The sequence below is a fragment of the Egbenema bharatensis FJBBOT/2019 genome, from assembly GCF_048077055.1.
Classification (GTDB): domain Bacteria; phylum Cyanobacteriota; class Cyanobacteriia; order Elainellales; family Elainellaceae; genus Egbenema; species Egbenema bharatensis.
The window spans coordinates 4,696,819-4,714,504 of the sequence record NZ_CP182236.1 but is presented as its reverse complement, the minus strand read 5'-3'; the positions used below and the strand labels follow the sequence as shown (position 1 = coordinate 4,714,504).

Below are 17,686 nucleotides of genomic sequence, written 5' to 3'. Positions count from 1 at the left end.
AACAGGTAGAATGATTGCAGCCAAATCTGAGAATGGTGGGCAGTGCCCACCCTACTGGCTTTAATTGATATTGATTCTCAATTATTAGAATATTCGATCGATTCGTCAAGGAATTCTTCGTCAGGGAATTATGTCAAATTGGGGGCAGGCAGACTAGTATAGAAAGGTTGTGAAAAATTTCGGCAAGCGGTCATGGCTGTCCCTAAGAAGAAAACCTCGAAATCAAAACGCGATCAGCGTAAAGCCGTGTGGAAGCGCAAGGCGGCTCTTTCTGCCCAGCAGGCTCTGTCCCTGGGTAAGTCTGTTCTGAATTCACCCAAGGAAAATCGGAGCTTTAGACATCCTCAAGATGAAGTGGAAGAAGACGAAGAGTAGGCTTTGCTTTCTGCCTCACCCCTTCATTCTCTCAATCCCTACCCGCAGGCATCGTCCCGTAACGACGGTGCCAATTGCTATTTCTGATGCGCCTTCCTATGATGAATGAACAGATTGTTGTTGACTGAACATTGTTGTTGACTGAACAATCTCATCCTTTTTCGGCGGAGCATTACCCCCTATGCCGGGCAAATTTTTTCAGAAACCAGGCCCCGATATGCAAGATCGAGTCCCTCCAGGTCAGCATCTCGCCAAAGGTTTTCCCGTCCTCACCTATGGACAAACGCCAACGATCGACATTCAATCCTGGGAGTTCAAAGTCTGGGGTTTAGCGACCCCCAAAACGTTTACCTGGGACGATTTCATGGCGATGCCCCAGCAGGAGTTTACGGCAGACTTTCACTGCGTTACCACCTGGTCAAAGCTGGATGTGAAGTGGCGCGGAGTCAAGGTCACTGACTTCATGCAGTATCTGGAGGTAGACCCGAAAGCGGTTCACGTCATGGAGCATTGCTATGGCGGATATACCACCAACATTGCGATCGAGGATTTTCTGCGGGAAGAAAACTTTTTTGCCCACACCCTCTTTGATGACCCCCTACCGCCCGATCATGGTGGCCCGATGCGACTGGTCGTTCCCCACCTCTATGCCTGGAAGAGTGCCAAGTGGATCAACGGGCTGGAATTTCTAGGGGATATGGAATTGGGGTTCTGGGAGCGAAATGGCTACCATCACCGGGGAGAACCCTGGGCGGAGGAACGGTATAGCAGCCGCTGGGGTTGAGCCAAACCAGATTCCGGAGATGGGTAGGGGCGATGCAATATGGGTAGGGGTGATTCGCGAATCGCCCCTACGGTCTGGTCTGCATGAAGGCTTCAATATCGGCAGCGGCCTCTTCCCAGTCCTGAGGATCGATCGCAGAGGGAGGATCGGGGGCGGGTGAATGCCCTGGGGGTTGAGCCGTTGGAGAAACAGCAGCCGATGGGTTAGCCTGGACAGGGGATGTTTGGCTGGGGGATGTTTGGACAGAGGGTGGGAAGCTTGATTGCCCGTCTTCGCTAGGCTGCAATTGTTGTCCCAACTGATCCAGAGCTTCCATGAATGCTTGAGCCGCAGCATGACGCGCTTTCTGCTGGGATGGATTCTGCCGAATGCCCTCTGGCTGACTGCGATCCATAAAACCGATTTGCCTTCAAGATCATCATTGGTTAGGGTTCCCATTTAGAGCGCGATCGCTGCATAGTGGAAACGCGGATTTATGATGAATGCGGGATAAATCCGGGTGGGGTGTTGTCTAACTGCCCCGTCAACATCGAAAATTAAAGAAAATTAAGAGTTAAGGCATTACCCAGAGGGAGAGCAACAGTGAGTCACGGACTTGATTATGACTTGGTGATAATTGGTGCTGGCGTTGGCGGCCACGGAGCGGCCCTCCATGCGGTGCGGGCTGGCTTGAAAACCGCCATTATTGAAGAAGCCGATATGGGCGGAACCTGCGTTAACCGGGGCTGTATTCCCTCGAAGGCTCTGCTTGCGGCCTCTGGGCGAGTGCGGGAACTGCGGGATGCCCATCACCTCAAAGCACTGGGTATTCAAGTCCAAAACGTTTCCTACGAGCAGCAGGCGATCGCCGATCACGCTAATAATTTAGTCTTAAAAATCCGCGATGACCTGACCAATAGCCTCAAGCGGTTAGGGGTGGAAACCATCCAGGGTCGTGGTCGGGTGTCCGGGCCTCAAAAAGTCACGGTGACAACGGCATCCGGGGAGAAAACCATTACGGCTCAGGATGTGATGATTTCCTCTGGCTCGGTTCCCTTCATTCCACCGGGCATTGAAACCGATGGCAAGACTGTTTTCACCAGCGATGATGGCGTGAAGCTGGGCTGGCTGCCCGACTGGGTGGCGATCGTCGGCAGTGGCTACATTGGGCTGGAGTTTGCCGATATCTATACGGCTCTGGGCTGTGAAGTCACGATGATTGAAGCCCTCGATCAACTGATGCCAGGATTTGATCCCGATATTGCCAAACTGGCCCAGCGGGTGCTGATTGGGCCCCGCGATATTGAAACGAGAGTGGGACTCCTGGCGAAGAAAGTCACCCCTGGTTCTCCGGTCGTGATTGAACTGGCGGATGCCAAGACCAAAGAAGTGGTGGAAGTGTTGGAGGTGGATGCCTGCCTGGTGGCCACGGGACGGATTCCGGCCACTAAGGATTTGGGTCTAGAATCCGTCGGCGTGGAACTCGATCGCCGCGGCTTTATTCCCGTCAACGATCAAATGGCTGTCCTGGTCGATGGTCAACCTGTCCCGCATCTATGGGCGATCGGGGATGCCACTGGAAAAATGATGCTGGCCCACGCGGCCTCAGCCCAGGGGGTGATTGCCGTTGAAAACATCTGCGGTCGATCGCGTACCGTAGACTACCGCAGTATTCCCGCTGCCGCCTTTACCCATCCTGAAGTTAGCTTCGTCGGATTGACGGAACCCGCCGCTAAGGAACTGGGAGAAGCAGAAGGCTTTAAGGTGGCCGCCGTTCGTTCCTACTTTAAGGGCAACTCCAAAGCGATCGCCGAGGGGGAAACCGATGGGCTGGCCAAGGTGATCTACCGGGAAGATACGGGGGAAGTCCTGGGGGTTCATATCTTCGGCTTCCATGCCTCTGACCTGATTCAGGAAGCAGCCAATGCGATCGCTCAACGTGCCTCTGTCCATGAACTCGCTTTCTATGTACATACTCACCCCACCCTGTCGGAGGTGCTGGATGAGGCTTATAAGCGAGCGATGGAAGTTTGAAAGTGAGGAGTGAGGAGTGAAGAGTGAGGAGTAGGGGAAACCCTCCTGTCCCTGCTGCCTCTCATCGGCTCCCATCTTTGCTTCACCCTTTACCCCTTCACCCATTTACCTACCCAACTCACTGACCCATGCAAATTCGTCGTCGTCCTCCCAATCGAGCCGTTGCTGTTGAATATATGCGCTACCAGGTCAATGTGCCCGGAGTGGAGCCGCAGCATATTTTGGAGGAAATTGTCTGGCATAAGGAGAATGAAGTTGACCTGTTGCGGGAACGGATGCCGCTGGTTGAGTTACAGAGTAAAATCTCCGAAGCTCCCCCCGTGCGAGATTTTGTGGCAGCTCTGCGGCAGGGACGAACCCAACCGGCATTGATTGCCGAAGTAAAGAAAGCCTCGCCCAGTAAGGGAGTAATTTGCGAAAACTTCGATCCAGAGGCGATCGCTCAGTCCTATGAAGCGGGGGGAGCCTCCTGCATTTCGGTGCTGACGGATGAAAAGTTCTTCCAGGGTAGCTTTGCCTACCTGCGATCGATTCGCCAGACGGTGGATCTGCCCCTACTCTGTAAAGATTTCATCATCTATCCCTACCAGATCTACATGGCGCGGTTAAATGGCGCGGATGCAGTGCTGCTGATTGCGGCGGTTTTACCCGATCGAGATCTGCAATACTTTTTGAAAATTATCAAAGCTTTAGGCATGGCGGCTCTGGTGGAAGTCCACACTTTGGAGGAATTCGATCGAGTTTTAGGGTTAGAGGGTGTTAGGCTAGTGGGAATTAACAACCGCAACCTGGAGGATTTTTCGGTGGATTTGCACACCACCAGGCATCTACTGGAGTCCAGGCAGGAGACCTGGCAGAAGTCGGGGGCACTGATTGTGAGTGAATCCGGTCTTCATACGCCAGAAGATTTGCGGTTTGTGCAGCAAGCAGGGGCAGGAGCCGTTTTAATCGGTGAGTCTCTGGTCAAACAACCTGATCCAGCTCAGGCAATCGCCGCATTGTTCCCAGGTTGATCCTGACCCATAGGCACATCTCCGAAAACAACCTCGCATTAATGCCAATTTGGGTGCATACTAGGGTCATACTTAAAAATAGTTCACAGAAAACCAGTTCACACTTTGCGTACCGCAGGCTGCATGGAACCTATTCCTCTTCCATCTCACATCCACTACGAGCTACTGTTACAGCTTCTGGAACGGCAGACCATGTTGGCCGTCGGGCACAACTCGCCGCAGCAAGAGCAGGTACAGGAGTTGATTGTGACGCTGCGCAAAGCGTTGTCTCAGCAAAAGCACCTGGAAGAAAGCTGTGAACGGGCGAAGTTGGCGATCGACTATCGCTGGGCCCTGAACCATGTGACTGCAAATCCAGAAAACTCTGATCAGGTGCCAAAGTCCAAAATCTAAAATCCAAAAAACTCTGCCAACTTAAATTTCATTCGGTAGACTGTACCCAGCCGAATTAGACCTGAGGAGCGAGAGGATTTCTCCGGTAAGGGTGGGTACGGTTTTGGAGGTTTGGAGTGGGACAGTCAGACGCAACGCATTTAGATGGAACTCAGGATACAGTTCAGGATGGAACTCAGGATACAGTTCAGGATGGAACTCCCTTAGAGCAGCGAGTTGCCAGTCCGCTGAATGTTCAGTCCATAGTTGATCCGGTTGACTTAGGACTGACCCTGACTCCCGCTGATTATCAGGGGCTGCTGGATGAATTATCCGCGGCCCAGACACTGGATCGGGAGCGGGTGAACCGGATTCATCACCTGGAGCAAGCCCTGGATCAGTCCCTCGTGTGCTTAGAGGAGCTGCGATCGCAGTTAAACGATCAGAGCTTCCTGGAAGAAAAGCTAGCCGATACAGAGCAATACTCCCATGTTCAACAGCAGGCGATTCTTCGTCTGAAGCTACAACTGACAGAACAGCAGCAAGTTCTAGATGTGCAGGTTCTCGAAACCCAGCAGCGGGATCAGGCGATTCAAGAATTAATGGCGACGATCGAATCCATGACCCAGGCCCAGCAGCAGGAGTTGGAGCGACTGCGATCCTACATTGCCCAGGATCAGGTGGAAGGACAAAATCATCGCCATCTCTTAGGGCAGCAAATTCGAGAACTGCAAACCAATCTGGAATCCCGGCAGCAGCGGATCTCCGAACTGGAATCAGAAACCCTTTCGGCACGTACCCTGACGGCCAGCCTGCGGGAACAGCTCGCCACGGCCCAACAGCAAATTAAAGATCTCACGGTACGATTGCGCCAGCACCAGGCAGACTGGGCCCAACTGGAAACCCAGTTAGCTGAAGTGCAGCAGGAACGTACCCATGCCGCGGCCAAAGCCCAACCGTCGATCGCCCTCTCGACTCAATTGGCAACTGTGTCCCAGGAGCTAACCCTGGCCCATCGCCGGATTGAAACCTTAGAAAACCAGCTAGCTCAACAGGTGCGCCTCCATAGCCACTGGCAGCAAAGCCATCAGCAGGTGGAGGAAGAGCGTGATCAGCTCCAAACTCGCTTGACCAGCCTGGAGCAGCAAACGGCGGAAATGCAGGAGCAAATTTTGCATCAGGCCCAGCAAGCCACTGAGTACGAAACGGCGGTGCAGTACTGGAAAGACCGCTATAGCAACAATTCACGGCAGGTTTCCCATCTGCGGGATCTGGTGGAACAGACTTTGATGCAGCAGGCAGGGGCGATCGAAAACAATCCTGCCCTTTTGGACTTATTCAATACGATGCTGGCAGTTCTACCGGCTGAACCGAAGGATCTTCCTGCGGCAGGTGGACTTGCTTTACCTCGGCTGCACCCTCCAGAACTCCCCGACTTTCTGGTGCGGCGGCGGAGCCAGGTGCGAGAACAAGGTGGGTAAGAACGCCTATCCGCATCCCAAAAGGATCTACGAACAATGCATTTTTTGCCATCTATTTCTGTCTATCCATAGACTAGAATCGATTATTTTGTGCTTGAAGTTAAAAAATTTCCGAAAAAACCCCTCAAATCCACATAAATTAAAGGTTTCATCGATCCATATCTTTGAACTAGCCCTTAGAATAGAGCATTGAAAATTCGAGTTTATGGGAGTTTCAGCCATTTTGTTGAAAATCCCCCTCGAAGAGATCCTGACATCTCATTTATCGCTGAAGTGCAATTTAAGGAGATACCCATGAATAAAGGTGAATTGGTGGATAAAGTCGCTGAAAAGGCAAATGTCACTAAAAAACAGGCAGATGCAGTGTTGTCGGCGGCGATCGACTCCATCATGGAAGCGGTGTCCAACGGCGACAAAGTAACGCTGGTGGGCTTCGGTTCCTTTGAGCCTCGTGAACGTAAGGCTCGTGAAGGTCGCAACCCCAAAACCGGAGAAGCAATGGAAATTCCGGCAACGAAAGTTCCTGCCTTCTCGGCGGGTAAACTGTTTAAGGAAATGGTGGCACCTAAGTAATAGGTCGTATCGGTGCAAGAATTGGCTCGTAATGTGTCGCATGGAGGGAATCTGTCCTGGGCAGCATCGCTAGCAGGCTGTTCTCCCCGTGCGATTCTCGACTTTTCAGCCAGTATTAATCCCCTGGGGCCACCGGCCTCAGCCATCGAGGCAATTCAGTCCCATTTCCCTGCCTTGCCCCACTATCCCGATCCAGACTATTGGGATCTCCGTCAGACCTTGAGCGATCTGCATCCTGTGAGTGCGGATTGGATTTTGCCAGGGAATGGGTCGGCGGAGTTGCTCACCTGGGCAGGGCGGGAATTGGCAGAGCGATCGACCACGTACCTGCTGACTCCTGGATTTGGGGATTACTTCCGGGCGTTGCAATCCTTTGGTGCGGCGATCGTCCGTTGTCCATTGAGCCTTGAACGGGACGGTTTAGCGGTCAGGGATCAGGGGTGTGAAGAACGTTTTCATGCATCAGTTTTTAATTCTGATTTGGTTTCGCTGATTCAAAACTCAGACTTGCAAACTCACGATCTTCTTTCCACCTCTCACTCCTCACCCTTGCCTGCCTTTCATGATGCTGGATTTTTGCTGAACAACCCTCATAATCCCACCGGGCAACTGTTTACCCAGGAAGCCATTCTGCCCCTGCTGGAGCAATTCTCTCTGGTGGTGGTGGATGAGGCATTTATGGACTTTTTGCCACCCGATCGCCAATCCAGCCTGGATCAGGTGATTCAGGATTATCCCAATCTGGTGATTCTGCGATCGCTGACCAAATTCTACAGTTTGCCAGGGTTACGGCTGGGCTACGCCATTGCCCATCCCGATCGGCTGAAACGGTGGCAGCAGTGGCGCGATCCGTGGTCAGTGAATGTGTTGGCGGCAGCAGCAGCAATGGCAGTACTCCAGGATCATGCCTTTCAACAGCAAACCTGGGAATGGCTGGACACCGCTCGATCGCAGCTTGAACAGGGATTGGCAGCCTTGCCCGGATTACATCCGCTACCGAGCACCGCCAATTTTCTGTTAGTCCAGTCTGACCATCCAGTGGTTCCCCTGCAAGAACAGCTCCTCCGCCAGCACCAGATTTTGATTCGCAACTGTCTCAGTTTTCCAGAACTAGGCGATCGGTTCTTTCGGGTAGCCGTACGAACTGAGGCAGAGAATCAGAGATTGTTGGCGGGATTAGCAGATGTATTGAGAGTTGAGTGAATGGGCTGGGGAACAGGGTATGATTGGGCGGGCAAGACTTCGGCTTGAGCCCTTCGGCTTGAGCTCAGGAGTTCGGCGAGGACTTCGGCGTGAGCTCAGGAGTTCGGCGAGGACTTCGGCGTGAGCTCAGTCGAACGCTCACTCGAGCCGTCGAAAGCTCAGTCGAAACGCTGCCTACCCCACAAGAGTTCAGGCTTCGCTCCGACTCCCCCTCCTCACTCCCCACTCCCCACTCCCCATTCCCCACTCCCCATGTCCTTCGACTACGATCTGGTAATCATTGGCGGTAGCTTAGTCGCGCGATCGGTAGCGGCAAAGGCGGGTCGCTTAAAGTCGCGGGTGGCTCTGGTGGAACCGGAAGGGAGCCAATCTTCGTTCGTCGATCTGTGGTGTCAGGTGGGAGGGCAGATGAGGACGGCTCTATCAGCGGGTTCAGTTGGAGCAGAGCCAGGGCAGAATGGTACGCAACAATGGCGGGCGTGGCTTCAAACCAGTCAGAAACGAACGACTGAATTATTCAATAATGAAGATGTCTTTCCTTCCCATGCTCAACTGGCAGCAGCAGGGGTAGATGTGGTGGTGGGGGAGGGATTGTTTGAACGGCAGCGACGAACCACCCGATCGCCTCAGGATTTTGCCCTAGTGGTGAATGAGCGGATTTTGCGATCGAAGGCGTACCTGCTGGCAATGGGGTCAATTCCGACGGCTCCAGCGATCGCGGGCATTGAAGCGGTGGATTATCGTACGATCGATTCCCTCTGGCAGAATCCCTGGTCAACCTTACCCGATCGCCTGGTCATTGTGGGGTCAGATCCCAGAGGCTTGGTTCTGGCGCAACAGCTCAACTACTTGGGAACCCAGGTTACGTGGGTGACTCCACATCGTCAAATTGTCGCAGCGGTCGATCGAGAGGGAGCGTTCCTCCTGCAAGCAGTGCTGGAAGCAGCAGGAATCGATATTCTGACTGAAACCACCATGACTCAGGTGACGACCTCAGGCTCGAACGCCCTTGAACTGCATTTAGGAACCCACCGTCTGACAGCGGATGCCTTACTCCTGGCCACCGATCGCTATCCAAATTTGGCAGCTCTGAACCTGGGGGCGATCGGCGTTCAACATCACCGGAAGGGCATTGCAGTGAACACGCAGCTACAAACGACTCAACCACGGGTGTATGCCTGTGGAGAAGGCTTAGGGGGATATGTGCTGGCGAATTTTGCCCACCATGAAGCGGAGGTGGCGTTGCATAATGCCCTGTTTTTCCCCAAGAAGTCGGTTCACTATCGCGCGATTCCCTGGATGATCCCTACGGATCCGCCCCTGGTACAAGTTGGGCTGACGGAGCACCAGGCGCGACGGTTTACTCGTGATGTGAGAGTACTGCGGCAGTCCTATCAACCGTTGTTGATGGCCCATCTTCAGCCGGATGCGATCGGCTTTTGCCAGGTGGTTGTTCGCTCAGATGGGGAGATTTTGGGAGCGCAGGGTATGGGAGCGAATGCCCCGGAATGGATCAATCTGATTGCTCTAGCCATGCAGCGGCGGATCAAGTTGGGGGCGATCGATCCATCAATGTGTCTCTCTCCTTCATTTTCGGAGGTGTTGGCCCGGTTAGTTGACCAGTGGAAAACCGATCGGCGGTTGATGAAAGCTGGCAACGGATGGAAAAGTTAGGACAATCTCAGGGGGCTGAAGCCCAAAAGATAGATTTTAGAAAATGCAAAACGGTTCCAGGGGCTCTCCTGTAAGGGCGCACAGCTGTGCGCCCCCTGGTGGCATGATGCGTCATTCCTCCACGAGAAGGTGGGCAGTGCCCACCCTACAGCGGATTACTACAACCAAATTACAGTTGGATGTATTTCGGCTTTTCAAACATGTGGATCGTGTCTACGAATCGGGCGGTTTTGGACTGGCTGGAAATGACCAGACTTTGGGTTCTGGCTCCACCGTGGAAGAACCGAACGCCTTCCATTAGGGTTCCCGGAGTAATACCGCAGGCGGCAAACAGAACGGTGCTGCCGGAAGCCAGTTCTTCAGATTCATAGACTTTATCGGGATCGGTGATGCCCATTGACTGCAAGCGTTCAACGTTGGCTTCTTTGCTTTCCCCGATTAATCCTGTCTTCACGATCGCCGGATCATAGACCAACTGCCCCTGGAAGTGTCCCCCTAAACAACGCATGGCGGCTGCCGAAATCACTCCTTCCGGAGCGGCTCCGATTCCCATCAGGGCATGGGTGTTGGTTCCGGAGAAACCGCAGGAAATGGCGGCTGAAACGTCTCCATCGGAAATTAACCGAACTCTTGCCCCCGCTTCCCGGATTTCTTTAATCAATTCATTGTGCCGATCGCGCTTCATCACCACGACGACCAATTCATCGATCGCCCGATCCAAACATTCGGAGAGGATCTTCAGGTTTTCCGTGGGAGATTTGCGGATATCGACCTTACCCTTGGCGGAGGGAGGAGCGGCCAGTTTGTTCATGTAAAAGTCTGGCGCGGCAAAGAGTCCCCCTTTCTCGGAAATGGCCAGTACGGCCATTGATCCGGGCTGACCGTAGGCGCAAAGGTTCGTACCTTCGCAGGGGTCAACGGCAATGTCGATTTCCAACAATTCATCTGGGTTGCAATAATTTGCTGCATCTTCACGAGTGCAAATTCCAACCTCTTCACCGATGTAAAGCATGGGGGCATCATCCCGTTCCCCTTCACCAATCACGATCTTGCCGCGCATGTGGATCTTGTTCATCCGCTCCCGCATTGCTTCTACGGCAACGTGATCCGCTTCATTTTTGTCTCCCTTCCCCATCAGGCGAGCCGAGGCGATCGCTGCCTGTTCCACCACTTCGATGATTTCTAGACCAAGTGTTGCTTCCACCGGATTTTAGCCTCCCAACTGCTGTGCGTTTTAAGTGAGCTTTTAGTCTAAAAGTCTACCAGACTGGGGATCGCTGGGGAATGGGGGAATGGCCGAGGTGAGTGCGACAAAACAGCCAGGGACTACGGACTCATCTTTGGAAATGGCTTCAGAAACAGTCTTCGGGCACGGCGAATACGACACCCAGGTCAGCTCCAATCAGGTTGGTCTGGGTTTCTAGTTTGAGGTGAACCACTTTGAGGGGAATGTCACCTGTGGCGGTTTTGACAGTGATGCTGGTGCCGATCGGTGGCAGGTTGGGCAGGGTCAGGATGGATTCGTCTAATCCGCAGTAGGCACATAGGTCTTGCTGATATTCGATCGAACCCAGTTCGGCTTGTTCGAGGATCCAACAGGGAATTAACACACGCAGGTATATCGGAGCCATTGGGCTTCTCCAAATATTTTTTGAGGATATGGTTTAGCATATTGCATACTATAAGCATCTTACAAGATGTTTTTAGAATGTTTTTTTCAGGCTTCAGGATCAAGCCCTTAGGATAGGTAAGGTGAAAATGAATAGTGTGAATATGAAGCGCATCACGGTAACGCTGCCAGATGCAGCTTATGCAGAATTAGAAGATTGGGCAGAGCAGCAGGGCAGACCTGTTGCTAACCTTGCAACGTTCCTGATTGAACTGGGATTAAGGCAGGGGAAACAAAGCGGAGAGTATAAACCCTCTAAGTCAAAAGGGGATTAGCCGTTTGAGTCTGGGTTGAGAGCGGCGATCGATAAGAAAGAATTTGTGCCGCGATCGAGACGAGACAAAGATAGGTAATGGAAAATTAATGGCAGGCGATCGGGTTTAGACATCCAGGGGACTGCGAACACCCTTGCCACCTCGATTCAACACGTGGGTATAAATCATCGTGGTTTTCACATCCTTGTGGCCCAGCAACTCTTGCACCGTGCGGATGTCGTAGCCATCTTCCAGTAAGTGGGTGGCAAAACTATGGCGAAATGTATGGCACCCAACCCGCTTCGCAATGCCAACTGCACGAACAGCTTGCTTTAACGTTTTCTGCAATCCACTCTCATGCAGATGGTGACGGCGAATGATTCCACTGCGCGGGTCACGCGATCGCCCCGACGAAGGGAATACAAACTGCCATATCCAGGCGCGATCGGCATGGGGATATTTACGCTTTAGGGCAAAGGGCAGATAGACCGAGCCATAGCCCTGCTCTAAGTCCAACTCATGTAGACGCTTGACTTTGCGAAGGTGCTCTTGCAGTGGCTCAATTAAACTATTGGGTAGCATGGTCACCCGACTTTCGTTCCCCTTGGTGTCACGAACCACAATTTGGCGCTGGGCGAAATCAATATCCTTAATTCGCAAACCTAGCCCTTCACTGAGCCGCAAACCGCTGCCATATAAAACCCTGATCACCAGCCCATGAACCCCTGAAATGTTGTCTAGAACAGAGCGAACTTCACCTTTAGTCAGCACTGTAGGCAGATAATTCGAGCGTTTTGCCCGAATTGCATCTAATGCCCCCAGATCTTGGTTAAGCACATGGCGATACAGAAACAACAAGGCACTAAGTGCCTGATTTTGAGTTGAGGCTGATACTTGCCCTTCTACAGCCAGATGGGTCAAAAATGCTTCGACCTCTGCCCTGCCCATATCTTTTGGATGCTGCTTGTTGTGAAATAAGATGTACCTGCGAATCCAGCCGACATAGCTTTGCTCGGTTCGATAGGAATAATGCTTTAGACGAATCGCGTCGCGGACTTGGTCAAGCAGTTTTCTGGGTCGGGATTCCATAACGAGAAGGTAGAGCAGTAGTATTAATGTACTAAATACTACATCCTTAGCCTGCGTACTGACCATGAAGATTTGCTGAAGCGATCGGCATAACACCCCTTAGTCGGCGTATTATGCAGAGCAAGATCTAGATAAATACCTCTATAAGGGTAATTATCACGACTTGATTCGGTATAACACCTGAATTTGGGTAGATAGCCCGATAGAGTTCTGTATAACATTCCGATTTGGGCAGTTATGCGGACAATATTCGGTATAACTACCTTCAGAGGAGGTGATATGCAACTTTGATTCTGGCTAACTACCTTGCTACGGGGTGTTAGACGGAATTTAGGCAGGGGAGTCAGCATAAACAGTAGTTATGACGCAGAGCCTTAGTGAAGGTTCAGCCGAAAGCTGATGATCTGTCAATATCGTGAGGCAAGGCAAAGGAAGGCTTAATTCGCTGTGCATCTAGCAAAAATCCAATCTGGTAGACTGAAGGTATTGATTAGGCTAAGCTGACCTATGGCTCTTGCGATCAACCAGCTAATACAACAAAAGCTACTCAGCTTTGACGAGTTCCTTGCCCAGTATGGCGGTGATAACCGCTACGAACTGATTGATGGAGAGGTGTTCTATTTGGAACCAACAGGTCAGCATGAAGAAGTTGCTGCCTTCATCACCGCAAAAATCTGTGTCCAGATCGAGGGAGCAGGCTTACCTTGGTTTGTACTTCAGCGAGGACTATTGCGCCCTTCTAATACTGGTATGACAGCGTTTCGACCTGATGTTGCAGTTGTCGATCGAGATGAATTGATTAAAGAACCGTTTTGGTCTGACCAGTCAATTCTAACTCTAGGCAGCTCAATTAAATTTGTGGCGGAAGTTGTGAGTAGCAACTGGCAGAATGATTATGCTCGTAAGGTCGAAGACTACGCAGCTTTAGGTATCCCAGAATATTGGATTGCTGACTACGCAGGATTGGGGGGTACTCGACACATTGGAAAACCCAAACAGCCGACCCTTTCCATCTGTACACTAGTGGATGGAGAGTATGAAATTCAGCAGCTCCGAGAGAGTCAGACTATCGTTTCTCGAACTTTCCCAGAGTTAAAACTAACGGCTGAGAAAGTTTTGAGTGCTAATAGGTAACGATGCAGCATAACAACCCCAACGCAGCGGACGGGCGAAAGCGACTGGTGATGGGTCAAGGATTATTTACCGCCGCTGGTTGGGAACGTTATGCTGCTTGAACATTCGATTGGACAGTCCTCGGAACTTACATACTCGTGGCAAATGCTTTTCACATATCTTTACTCCAAAGAGCTTGTGTATAACTAACTCAACTACAAAGTTGGGAACAATAAGTTATAGCCATAGCACTTCTGGAGCTAACTAATATGATTCAACTTGTAGTCGGCTGGGTTAGAGATTTCTTTGATTTCTCTAAGGTAGAGGAGTTCAAACCGGTCGAGACAGTTACGCCCAGTCGAATGGGTTATTATTTTGAACATGATGAGCTAAAACGCCTTATGACTAGGCTCAAGCGTTTTGAGACTGTTGACTTTACCGATGTGTACGGCACAACACTCACAGCCGAGAGTATTGACAAGCGTTTTGGTAAAGACGGCGGAATTGATTGTGTAATTCACATTGTTGCTCCAACTGAAAGGGGAGCTAAAAATGTAGCAACCCGAATTAGAAATATCCTTGTTAAGGGTGACTATTAATGGCTCAGCAGAAAATCGCTTTGGAATTTAAGGATCGCCATCTAACTCGTCCGATGTTAGATCAAATTGTGGGTGCCCAACTTCGCGCAGTCCCAGATGCGACTGAGATTATTATTCGATGTAGGTCTGCCGCAAAAACGGTATATGAGGAAGTTAATTCATATAGTGTCAGAATCACAATTGTAGCTAGAGAACAAACTTCTTAAGAATCATGAAATATACTCTCAACTTCTCATTAAAGCTAGACCGTGACGATCATCACTGCATTGTCTATGATAAGGGAGGATTTACTGAGAATCCTATTGCAATATCTATACCTGAAATTGTCAAAGCTCTTGAGCATTTCATTACGGTCTTTGAGGAAGTGGGCGTGGTTGAGGAGCCTTCAAGTAAAAATGATTCTGCCCATACTAAAAAGAAAGCTAACGAAGGTGACATCGGTCAAAAGGAATCAGTTGATTCAATGCAAACCGCTAAGTCTACTGTTTTGAAAGGCATATCTGGCAAAGCATACATCTGTCAGTCGAAAGAATTGAATGAAGAAGCTCTTGCTCGAATTTGTTCTGATCTCACAAGCTATTTTCAGGAATGCTATTCTAAAATTTCCACAGAAAACTTTCTGTCTGACGACAATAACTCATATATTTCAGGCATCAGAGAAGTTCTTGAAATACGCAATTATTTAGCCAAGTATACAAGAAGCAAAAAAAAGAGTTATCAGAACGGATATTTATATATATCAGCTCTTTGAGACAGTCAAAGCAGTCTAACACCTGACTGTAATAGACAATGAACTAACAGAGGTGTTTTGCCCAAAAGAGGGCTAATGCTACCCTTGCATTGTGTGATTATATCAACCTATCCTCAGACGTTACTCAATCTACCTAAAAACAGAGATAATAGAGAGGGTATAGTTGTGCTCTGGGTAAAATAGCAATGACTGAGTTACTTGAGCGTGCGATTGCTAGATTGCAAACCTTGACTGAAAGTGAACAGAACGCAATTGCCTCAATTATCTTAGAGGAAATTGAGGATGAAAGGCGATGGGACGAGTTATTCTCGCGTTCTCAGGACGTTCTCGCCAGGCTTGCTGCTTCAGCAATGGCTGAGTACCACGATGGTGAAACCCAGGAACTTGATCCAGAGAAGCTGTGAAGTCACGTACTACCGCTCAATTCCGTAAAATGTTTGCTGATTTGCCTCAGCAGGTTCAACAACAAGCCCGTACAGCTTATCGTCAGTTTCAACAAGATCCAAGCTATCCAAGCCTGCGTTTCAAGAAAGTGCATCCAGAACTTCCAATTTTCTCTGCCCGCATCAACAAGAACTACCGAGCAATTGGTCAAGTAGAGGGAGATACAGTGATTTGGTTTTGGATCGGTTCACATACAGAGTATGAGCGATTGCTAGGGCAGATATAGCAATACAGCATAACAACCCCAATGCACCCGACCGTCGAGAAGTTATCGGTGGGATCCTAAAGCTGTCTGCGGCGGGTGATTGGGATCGTTAGACCGCTGAATTTCGGTTGGGACGCAGCTTGAGGCTTGTCTGTGTGTGAATCAGCTATTTACTAGCTACTCTTGTAGTTTCAACTCGAAGCATGAAAGCAATTTATAAAATAACTTATCCAAATGGGAAAATTTATATTGGGCAAGATTTGACAGATAGTATTAACTATTTTGGAAGTGCTAATAGTAAATTGATTGAAAAAGATTTTACAAGGGAACAAAGAAGAGACTTTGTGATTAGAAAAGAAATACTTTGGGAGTCAGAAACAGCTTCCAATCAAGAGGTTAATGCGAAGGAAGTAGAATATATTCTGCTGTTTAGAGCGAACGATCCTAACATCGGCTACAATCAACGACCTAAATTCAATGGCTAGAAACTCTACAAATGCTTACGCTGAGTCCAGATTGGGAATATAATTTTGTGCGGTCAGAGTTTTGATTCTCATGCCAACAAGTGATTCTGAGTTGCAAGCTCAAGCCCGAAATATTCTAGATGCGATCGCCTTTATCCCCTTTGAGCAGTGCCAACCATTAAGCCGTGAGTTTAGTAGTATTCCTGCGCGTCCTGGTATTTATGCAATTCGGCACAAGACTGATGGGCTGCTCTATATCGGAAAAACCAAGAGTTTACGCGGTCGCTTTACTGGTGGGCATAAAGCTTTTTTATGGGCATGGCTTGATAAGTACAACGATGAAGATGTGCGGATCGCAGTGCAGGTCATTTCGCATTGGGGAAACCCCGCGCTATTATTGGAGCTAGAAGCCATTATTCTAAGAGCCACTGAACCCCCTTACAACGCCCAGATTCCCACTGAAAGGTGATGCTATGCAAGCCAAACTTCAAGAGCAACTGTCTCCGGCTGACGCTGAAGTCATCTTAGGGCGGTTGCCTGAGCGAATTCGGATGGCTCTGATTGATCGTGCTACTGAGATTGAGTATCCAATTGAAGCAGTGATTGAGATGGCGATCGCAAGTTTCCTTGACTCAGAGGCGTTGGGTTTTGCAGATTGCAAGCCAGGGCGTGGACAGTAGAGCTTTGTTGTTAGGGATTGCGCGGTCTAACAATTCGCTTGGAGCGGACTAGCGATAGATCCTAATTTTGTATTCAAGGTTATTTTCAGCCGCTCAAGCGAACCGTTATGCGGCTCCAGTTACTGCTGTGGGCATAGTTGAGAGCTTGTCTGTCGATGTTCAAGATTGCTAAAAGGCAACACTTTGGAGCTACTTGTGGACAATTAGAAATGATAGTAGTCACCAACCATCTGGGGTTGTTATGGAAGAGCTGTTAAACATTTGCAGAACTATGTTGGATAATGCCGATCTCGATATTGCGATCGTTCCATAACCCTGCGTTTTGATTGCTAGAAGCCTGAGCTACGCCTAATTCCATTGACAATCCCCTACCGCCTCCATCAGCTTAGGGCATGAAGGTCAGGGATATAATCAAACTAATCGAGCAAGATGGGTGGTATTTGGCTCGGACACGAGGCAGCCATCGTCAATATAAACACCCCAACAAACTGGGTTTAGTCACTGTACCAGGAAAACCGGGTGATGATCTGGCTCCGGGAACGTTGGGTAGTATCTTGAAACAAGCGGGTTTGAAATGATGCAGTATCTTATCGTGATTGAGAAGACAGAAACCGGATATTCTGCCTATTCTCCTGACCTACCAGGCTGTGTCTCGACTGGAGCAACCCGCGAAGCAGTGGAACAGAATATGCGCGAGGCAGTGGAGTTCCATTTGGATGGGTTGAAGTTGGAGGGGTTAGAGATTCCACAGCCCACAACTTCGTCAGCCTATGTTGAGGTCGCTGCATAACAGCCCCGTTGCACACTGACCGTATCAAGTTGGTTGGTGAATACAGGAGGCTACTTGCGGCGGGTAAACTGAGACGTTAGCCTCCTTTCGTTCTCTGTTGAGACACTTCCTCCAAGTACTCCTTCAACACAAAGACGAAT

General features: G+C 50.1%; 24 protein-coding genes. 20 read left to right on the top strand and 4 right to left on the bottom strand.

From position 1 onward, the window contains the following. The first annotated feature begins 192 nt into the window (after positions 1-192). Positions 193-375 carry a 50S ribosomal protein L32 gene (gene rpmF, locus ACM1PF_RS21785; protein ID WP_416666824.1) on the top strand — a complete coding sequence of 61 codons (183 nt, stop codon included), beginning with the start codon at positions 193-195 and terminating at the stop codon, positions 373-375. A gap of 181 nt (positions 376-556) precedes the next feature. Then, positions 557-1,159, top strand: a complete 603-nt coding sequence (locus ACM1PF_RS21780; RefSeq protein WP_416666822.1) for a sulfite oxidase-like oxidoreductase — start codon at positions 557-559, stop codon at positions 1,157-1,159. Between the two features lie 67 nt (positions 1,160-1,226). On the opposite strand, the gene ACM1PF_RS21775 is transcribed toward ACM1PF_RS21780, so the two are convergent. Then, positions 1,227-1,553: a hypothetical protein gene (locus ACM1PF_RS21775; protein ID WP_416666819.1), complete on the bottom strand. Its 327-nt coding sequence runs from the start codon at positions 1,551-1,553 to the stop codon at positions 1,227-1,229. 188 nt (positions 1,554-1,741) lie between these two features. Here ACM1PF_RS21775 and lpdA point away from each other — a divergent pair, with 188 nt between their 5' ends. From lpdA to ACM1PF_RS21740, 7 genes are all read left to right on the top strand, one after another. Continuing rightward, positions 1,742-3,172, top strand: coding sequence for a dihydrolipoyl dehydrogenase (lpdA, locus tag ACM1PF_RS21770; protein ID WP_416666816.1), 1,431 nt, complete (start codon positions 1,742-1,744; stop codon positions 3,170-3,172). Positions 3,173-3,300: 128 nt separating this feature from the next. Continuing rightward, entirely contained in the window at positions 3,301-4,185 is an 885-nt protein-coding gene (gene trpC / locus ACM1PF_RS21765) for an indole-3-glycerol phosphate synthase TrpC (RefSeq protein ID WP_416666814.1), read from the top strand. Between the two features lie 123 nt (positions 4,186-4,308). Further along, positions 4,309-4,578, top strand: a complete 270-nt coding sequence (locus tag ACM1PF_RS21760) for a DUF5340 domain-containing protein (protein ID WP_416666810.1) — start codon at positions 4,309-4,311, stop codon at positions 4,576-4,578. 116 nt (positions 4,579-4,694) lie between these two features. Next, positions 4,695-6,038 (top strand): hypothetical protein, encoded by a 1,344-nt coding sequence (locus tag ACM1PF_RS21755; protein WP_416666807.1) that lies wholly within the window; start codon positions 4,695-4,697, stop codon positions 6,036-6,038. A 294-nt stretch (positions 6,039-6,332) separates the two neighbouring features. Further along, positions 6,333-6,611 (top strand): HU family DNA-binding protein, encoded by a 279-nt coding sequence (locus ACM1PF_RS21750; protein ID WP_106176147.1) that lies wholly within the window; start codon positions 6,333-6,335, stop codon positions 6,609-6,611. Between the two features lie 21 nt (positions 6,612-6,632). Beyond that, entirely contained in the window at positions 6,633-7,814 is a 1,182-nt protein-coding gene (gene cobD, locus ACM1PF_RS21745; protein ID WP_416676753.1) for a threonine-phosphate decarboxylase CobD, read from the top strand. Positions 7,815-7,934: 120 nt separating this feature from the next. After that, positions 7,935-9,488 (top strand): FAD-dependent oxidoreductase, encoded by a 1,554-nt coding sequence (locus ACM1PF_RS21740; RefSeq protein ID WP_416666803.1) that lies wholly within the window; start codon positions 7,935-7,937, stop codon positions 9,486-9,488. A 169-nt stretch (positions 9,489-9,657) separates the two neighbouring features. On the opposite strand, the gene glpX is transcribed toward ACM1PF_RS21740, so the two are convergent. Both glpX and ACM1PF_RS21730 read right to left on the bottom strand, forming a co-directional pair. Next, the gene (glpX, locus tag ACM1PF_RS21735) at positions 9,658-10,692 is read right to left on the bottom strand and encodes a class II fructose-bisphosphatase (protein WP_416666801.1); all 1,035 of its coding nucleotides are present in this window, start codon (positions 10,690-10,692) and stop codon (positions 9,658-9,660) included. Between the two features lie 148 nt (positions 10,693-10,840). Then, the gene (locus ACM1PF_RS21730) at positions 10,841-11,119 is read right to left on the bottom strand and encodes a hypothetical protein (RefSeq protein WP_416666798.1); all 279 of its coding nucleotides are present in this window, start codon (positions 11,117-11,119) and stop codon (positions 10,841-10,843) included. A gap of 127 nt (positions 11,120-11,246) precedes the next feature. Here ACM1PF_RS21730 and ACM1PF_RS21725 point away from each other — a divergent pair, with 127 nt between their 5' ends. Then, on the top strand, positions 11,247-11,432 hold the full coding sequence (locus tag ACM1PF_RS21725; protein ID WP_416666796.1) for a ribbon-helix-helix domain-containing protein: 186 nt from the start codon (positions 11,247-11,249) through the stop codon (positions 11,430-11,432). Positions 11,433-11,537: 105 nt separating this feature from the next. On the opposite strand, the gene ACM1PF_RS21720 is transcribed toward ACM1PF_RS21725, so the two are convergent. Continuing rightward, on the bottom strand, positions 11,538-12,500 hold the full coding sequence (locus ACM1PF_RS21720) for an integron integrase (RefSeq protein ID WP_416666794.1): 963 nt from the start codon (positions 12,498-12,500) through the stop codon (positions 11,538-11,540). A gap of 507 nt (positions 12,501-13,007) precedes the next feature. Between ACM1PF_RS21720 and ACM1PF_RS21715 the strand changes: the two genes are divergently transcribed. The 10 genes from ACM1PF_RS21715 to ACM1PF_RS21670 all read left to right on the top strand — a co-directional run bounded on the left by ACM1PF_RS21715 (position 13,008) and on the right by ACM1PF_RS21670 (position 17,546). Further along, the gene (locus tag ACM1PF_RS21715; RefSeq protein WP_416666791.1) at positions 13,008-13,634 is read left to right on the top strand and encodes a Uma2 family endonuclease; all 627 of its coding nucleotides are present in this window, start codon (positions 13,008-13,010) and stop codon (positions 13,632-13,634) included. 248 nt (positions 13,635-13,882) lie between these two features. Continuing rightward, positions 13,883-14,212, top strand: coding sequence for a hypothetical protein (locus ACM1PF_RS21710; RefSeq protein ID WP_416666788.1), 330 nt, complete (start codon positions 13,883-13,885; stop codon positions 14,210-14,212). A 211-nt stretch (positions 14,213-14,423) separates the two neighbouring features. Next, positions 14,424-14,963: a hypothetical protein gene (locus ACM1PF_RS21705; RefSeq protein ID WP_416666786.1), complete on the top strand. Its 540-nt coding sequence runs from the start codon at positions 14,424-14,426 to the stop codon at positions 14,961-14,963. Between the two features lie 185 nt (positions 14,964-15,148). Beyond that, a complete protein-coding gene (locus ACM1PF_RS21700) occupies positions 15,149-15,367 on the top strand; it encodes a hypothetical protein (protein ID WP_416666784.1) in 219 nt (72 codons plus the stop codon). Next, a complete protein-coding gene (locus tag ACM1PF_RS21695; RefSeq protein ID WP_416666783.1) occupies positions 15,364-15,633 on the top strand; it encodes a ParE family toxin-like protein in 270 nt (89 codons plus the stop codon). The genes ACM1PF_RS21700 and ACM1PF_RS21695 overlap by 4 nt, the downstream gene beginning before the upstream one ends. 182 nt (positions 15,634-15,815) lie before the next feature. Then, positions 15,816-16,097 carry a GIY-YIG nuclease family protein gene (locus ACM1PF_RS21690; protein WP_416666780.1) on the top strand — a complete coding sequence of 94 codons (282 nt, stop codon included), beginning with the start codon at positions 15,816-15,818 and terminating at the stop codon, positions 16,095-16,097. A 70-nt stretch (positions 16,098-16,167) separates the two neighbouring features. Beyond that, on the top strand, positions 16,168-16,545 hold the full coding sequence (locus ACM1PF_RS21685) for a GIY-YIG nuclease family protein (protein ID WP_416666779.1): 378 nt from the start codon (positions 16,168-16,170) through the stop codon (positions 16,543-16,545). Positions 16,546-16,549: 4 nt separating this feature from the next. Continuing rightward, positions 16,550-16,756 carry a hypothetical protein gene (locus ACM1PF_RS21680; RefSeq protein WP_416666776.1) on the top strand — a complete coding sequence of 69 codons (207 nt, stop codon included), beginning with the start codon at positions 16,550-16,552 and terminating at the stop codon, positions 16,754-16,756. A gap of 392 nt (positions 16,757-17,148) precedes the next feature. Then, entirely contained in the window at positions 17,149-17,334 is a 186-nt protein-coding gene (locus tag ACM1PF_RS21675) for a type II toxin-antitoxin system HicA family toxin (RefSeq protein ID WP_416666774.1), read from the top strand. Next, entirely contained in the window at positions 17,334-17,546 is a 213-nt protein-coding gene (locus tag ACM1PF_RS21670) for a type II toxin-antitoxin system HicB family antitoxin (RefSeq protein ID WP_416676751.1), read from the top strand. The genes ACM1PF_RS21675 and ACM1PF_RS21670 overlap by 1 nt, the downstream gene beginning before the upstream one ends. Positions 17,547-17,686: the final 140 nt, after the last annotated feature.

Bases quoted from the DNA above. Each gene is read 5' to 3' on its own strand.
- rpmF (WP_416666824.1), top strand. From the start codon at position 193: ATGGCTGTCCCTAAGAAGAAAACCTCGAAATCAAAACGCGATCAGCGT.
- ACM1PF_RS21780 (WP_416666822.1), top strand. From the start codon at position 557: ATGCCGGGCAAATTTTTTCAGAAACCAGGCCCCGATATGCAAGATCGA.
- ACM1PF_RS21775 (WP_416666819.1), bottom strand. From the start codon at position 1,553: ATGGATCGCAGTCAGCCAGAGGGCATTCGGCAGAATCCATCCCAGCAG.
- trpC (WP_416666814.1), top strand. From the start codon at position 3,301: ATGCAAATTCGTCGTCGTCCTCCCAATCGAGCCGTTGCTGTTGAATAT.
- ACM1PF_RS21760 (WP_416666810.1), top strand. From the start codon at position 4,309: ATGGAACCTATTCCTCTTCCATCTCACATCCACTACGAGCTACTGTTA.
- ACM1PF_RS21750 (WP_106176147.1), top strand. From the start codon at position 6,333: ATGAATAAAGGTGAATTGGTGGATAAAGTCGCTGAAAAGGCAAATGTC.
- ACM1PF_RS21730 (WP_416666798.1), bottom strand. From the start codon at position 11,119: ATGGCTCCGATATACCTGCGTGTGTTAATTCCCTGTTGGATCCTCGAA.
- ACM1PF_RS21725 (WP_416666796.1), top strand. From the start codon at position 11,247: ATGAATAGTGTGAATATGAAGCGCATCACGGTAACGCTGCCAGATGCA.
- ACM1PF_RS21720 (WP_416666794.1), bottom strand. From the start codon at position 12,500: ATGGAATCCCGACCCAGAAAACTGCTTGACCAAGTCCGCGACGCGATT.
- ACM1PF_RS21715 (WP_416666791.1), top strand. From the start codon at position 13,008: ATGGCTCTTGCGATCAACCAGCTAATACAACAAAAGCTACTCAGCTTT.
- ACM1PF_RS21710 (WP_416666788.1), top strand. From the start codon at position 13,883: ATGATTCAACTTGTAGTCGGCTGGGTTAGAGATTTCTTTGATTTCTCT.
- ACM1PF_RS21705 (WP_416666786.1), top strand. From the start codon at position 14,424: ATGAAATATACTCTCAACTTCTCATTAAAGCTAGACCGTGACGATCAT.
- ACM1PF_RS21700 (WP_416666784.1), top strand. From the start codon at position 15,149: ATGACTGAGTTACTTGAGCGTGCGATTGCTAGATTGCAAACCTTGACT.
- ACM1PF_RS21690 (WP_416666780.1), top strand. From the start codon at position 15,816: ATGAAAGCAATTTATAAAATAACTTATCCAAATGGGAAAATTTATATT.
- ACM1PF_RS21685 (WP_416666779.1), top strand. From the start codon at position 16,168: ATGCCAACAAGTGATTCTGAGTTGCAAGCTCAAGCCCGAAATATTCTA.
- ACM1PF_RS21680 (WP_416666776.1), top strand. From the start codon at position 16,550: ATGCAAGCCAAACTTCAAGAGCAACTGTCTCCGGCTGACGCTGAAGTC.
- ACM1PF_RS21675 (WP_416666774.1), top strand. From the start codon at position 17,149: ATGAAGGTCAGGGATATAATCAAACTAATCGAGCAAGATGGGTGGTAT.
- ACM1PF_RS21670 (WP_416676751.1), top strand. From the start codon at position 17,334: ATGCAGTATCTTATCGTGATTGAGAAGACAGAAACCGGATATTCTGCC.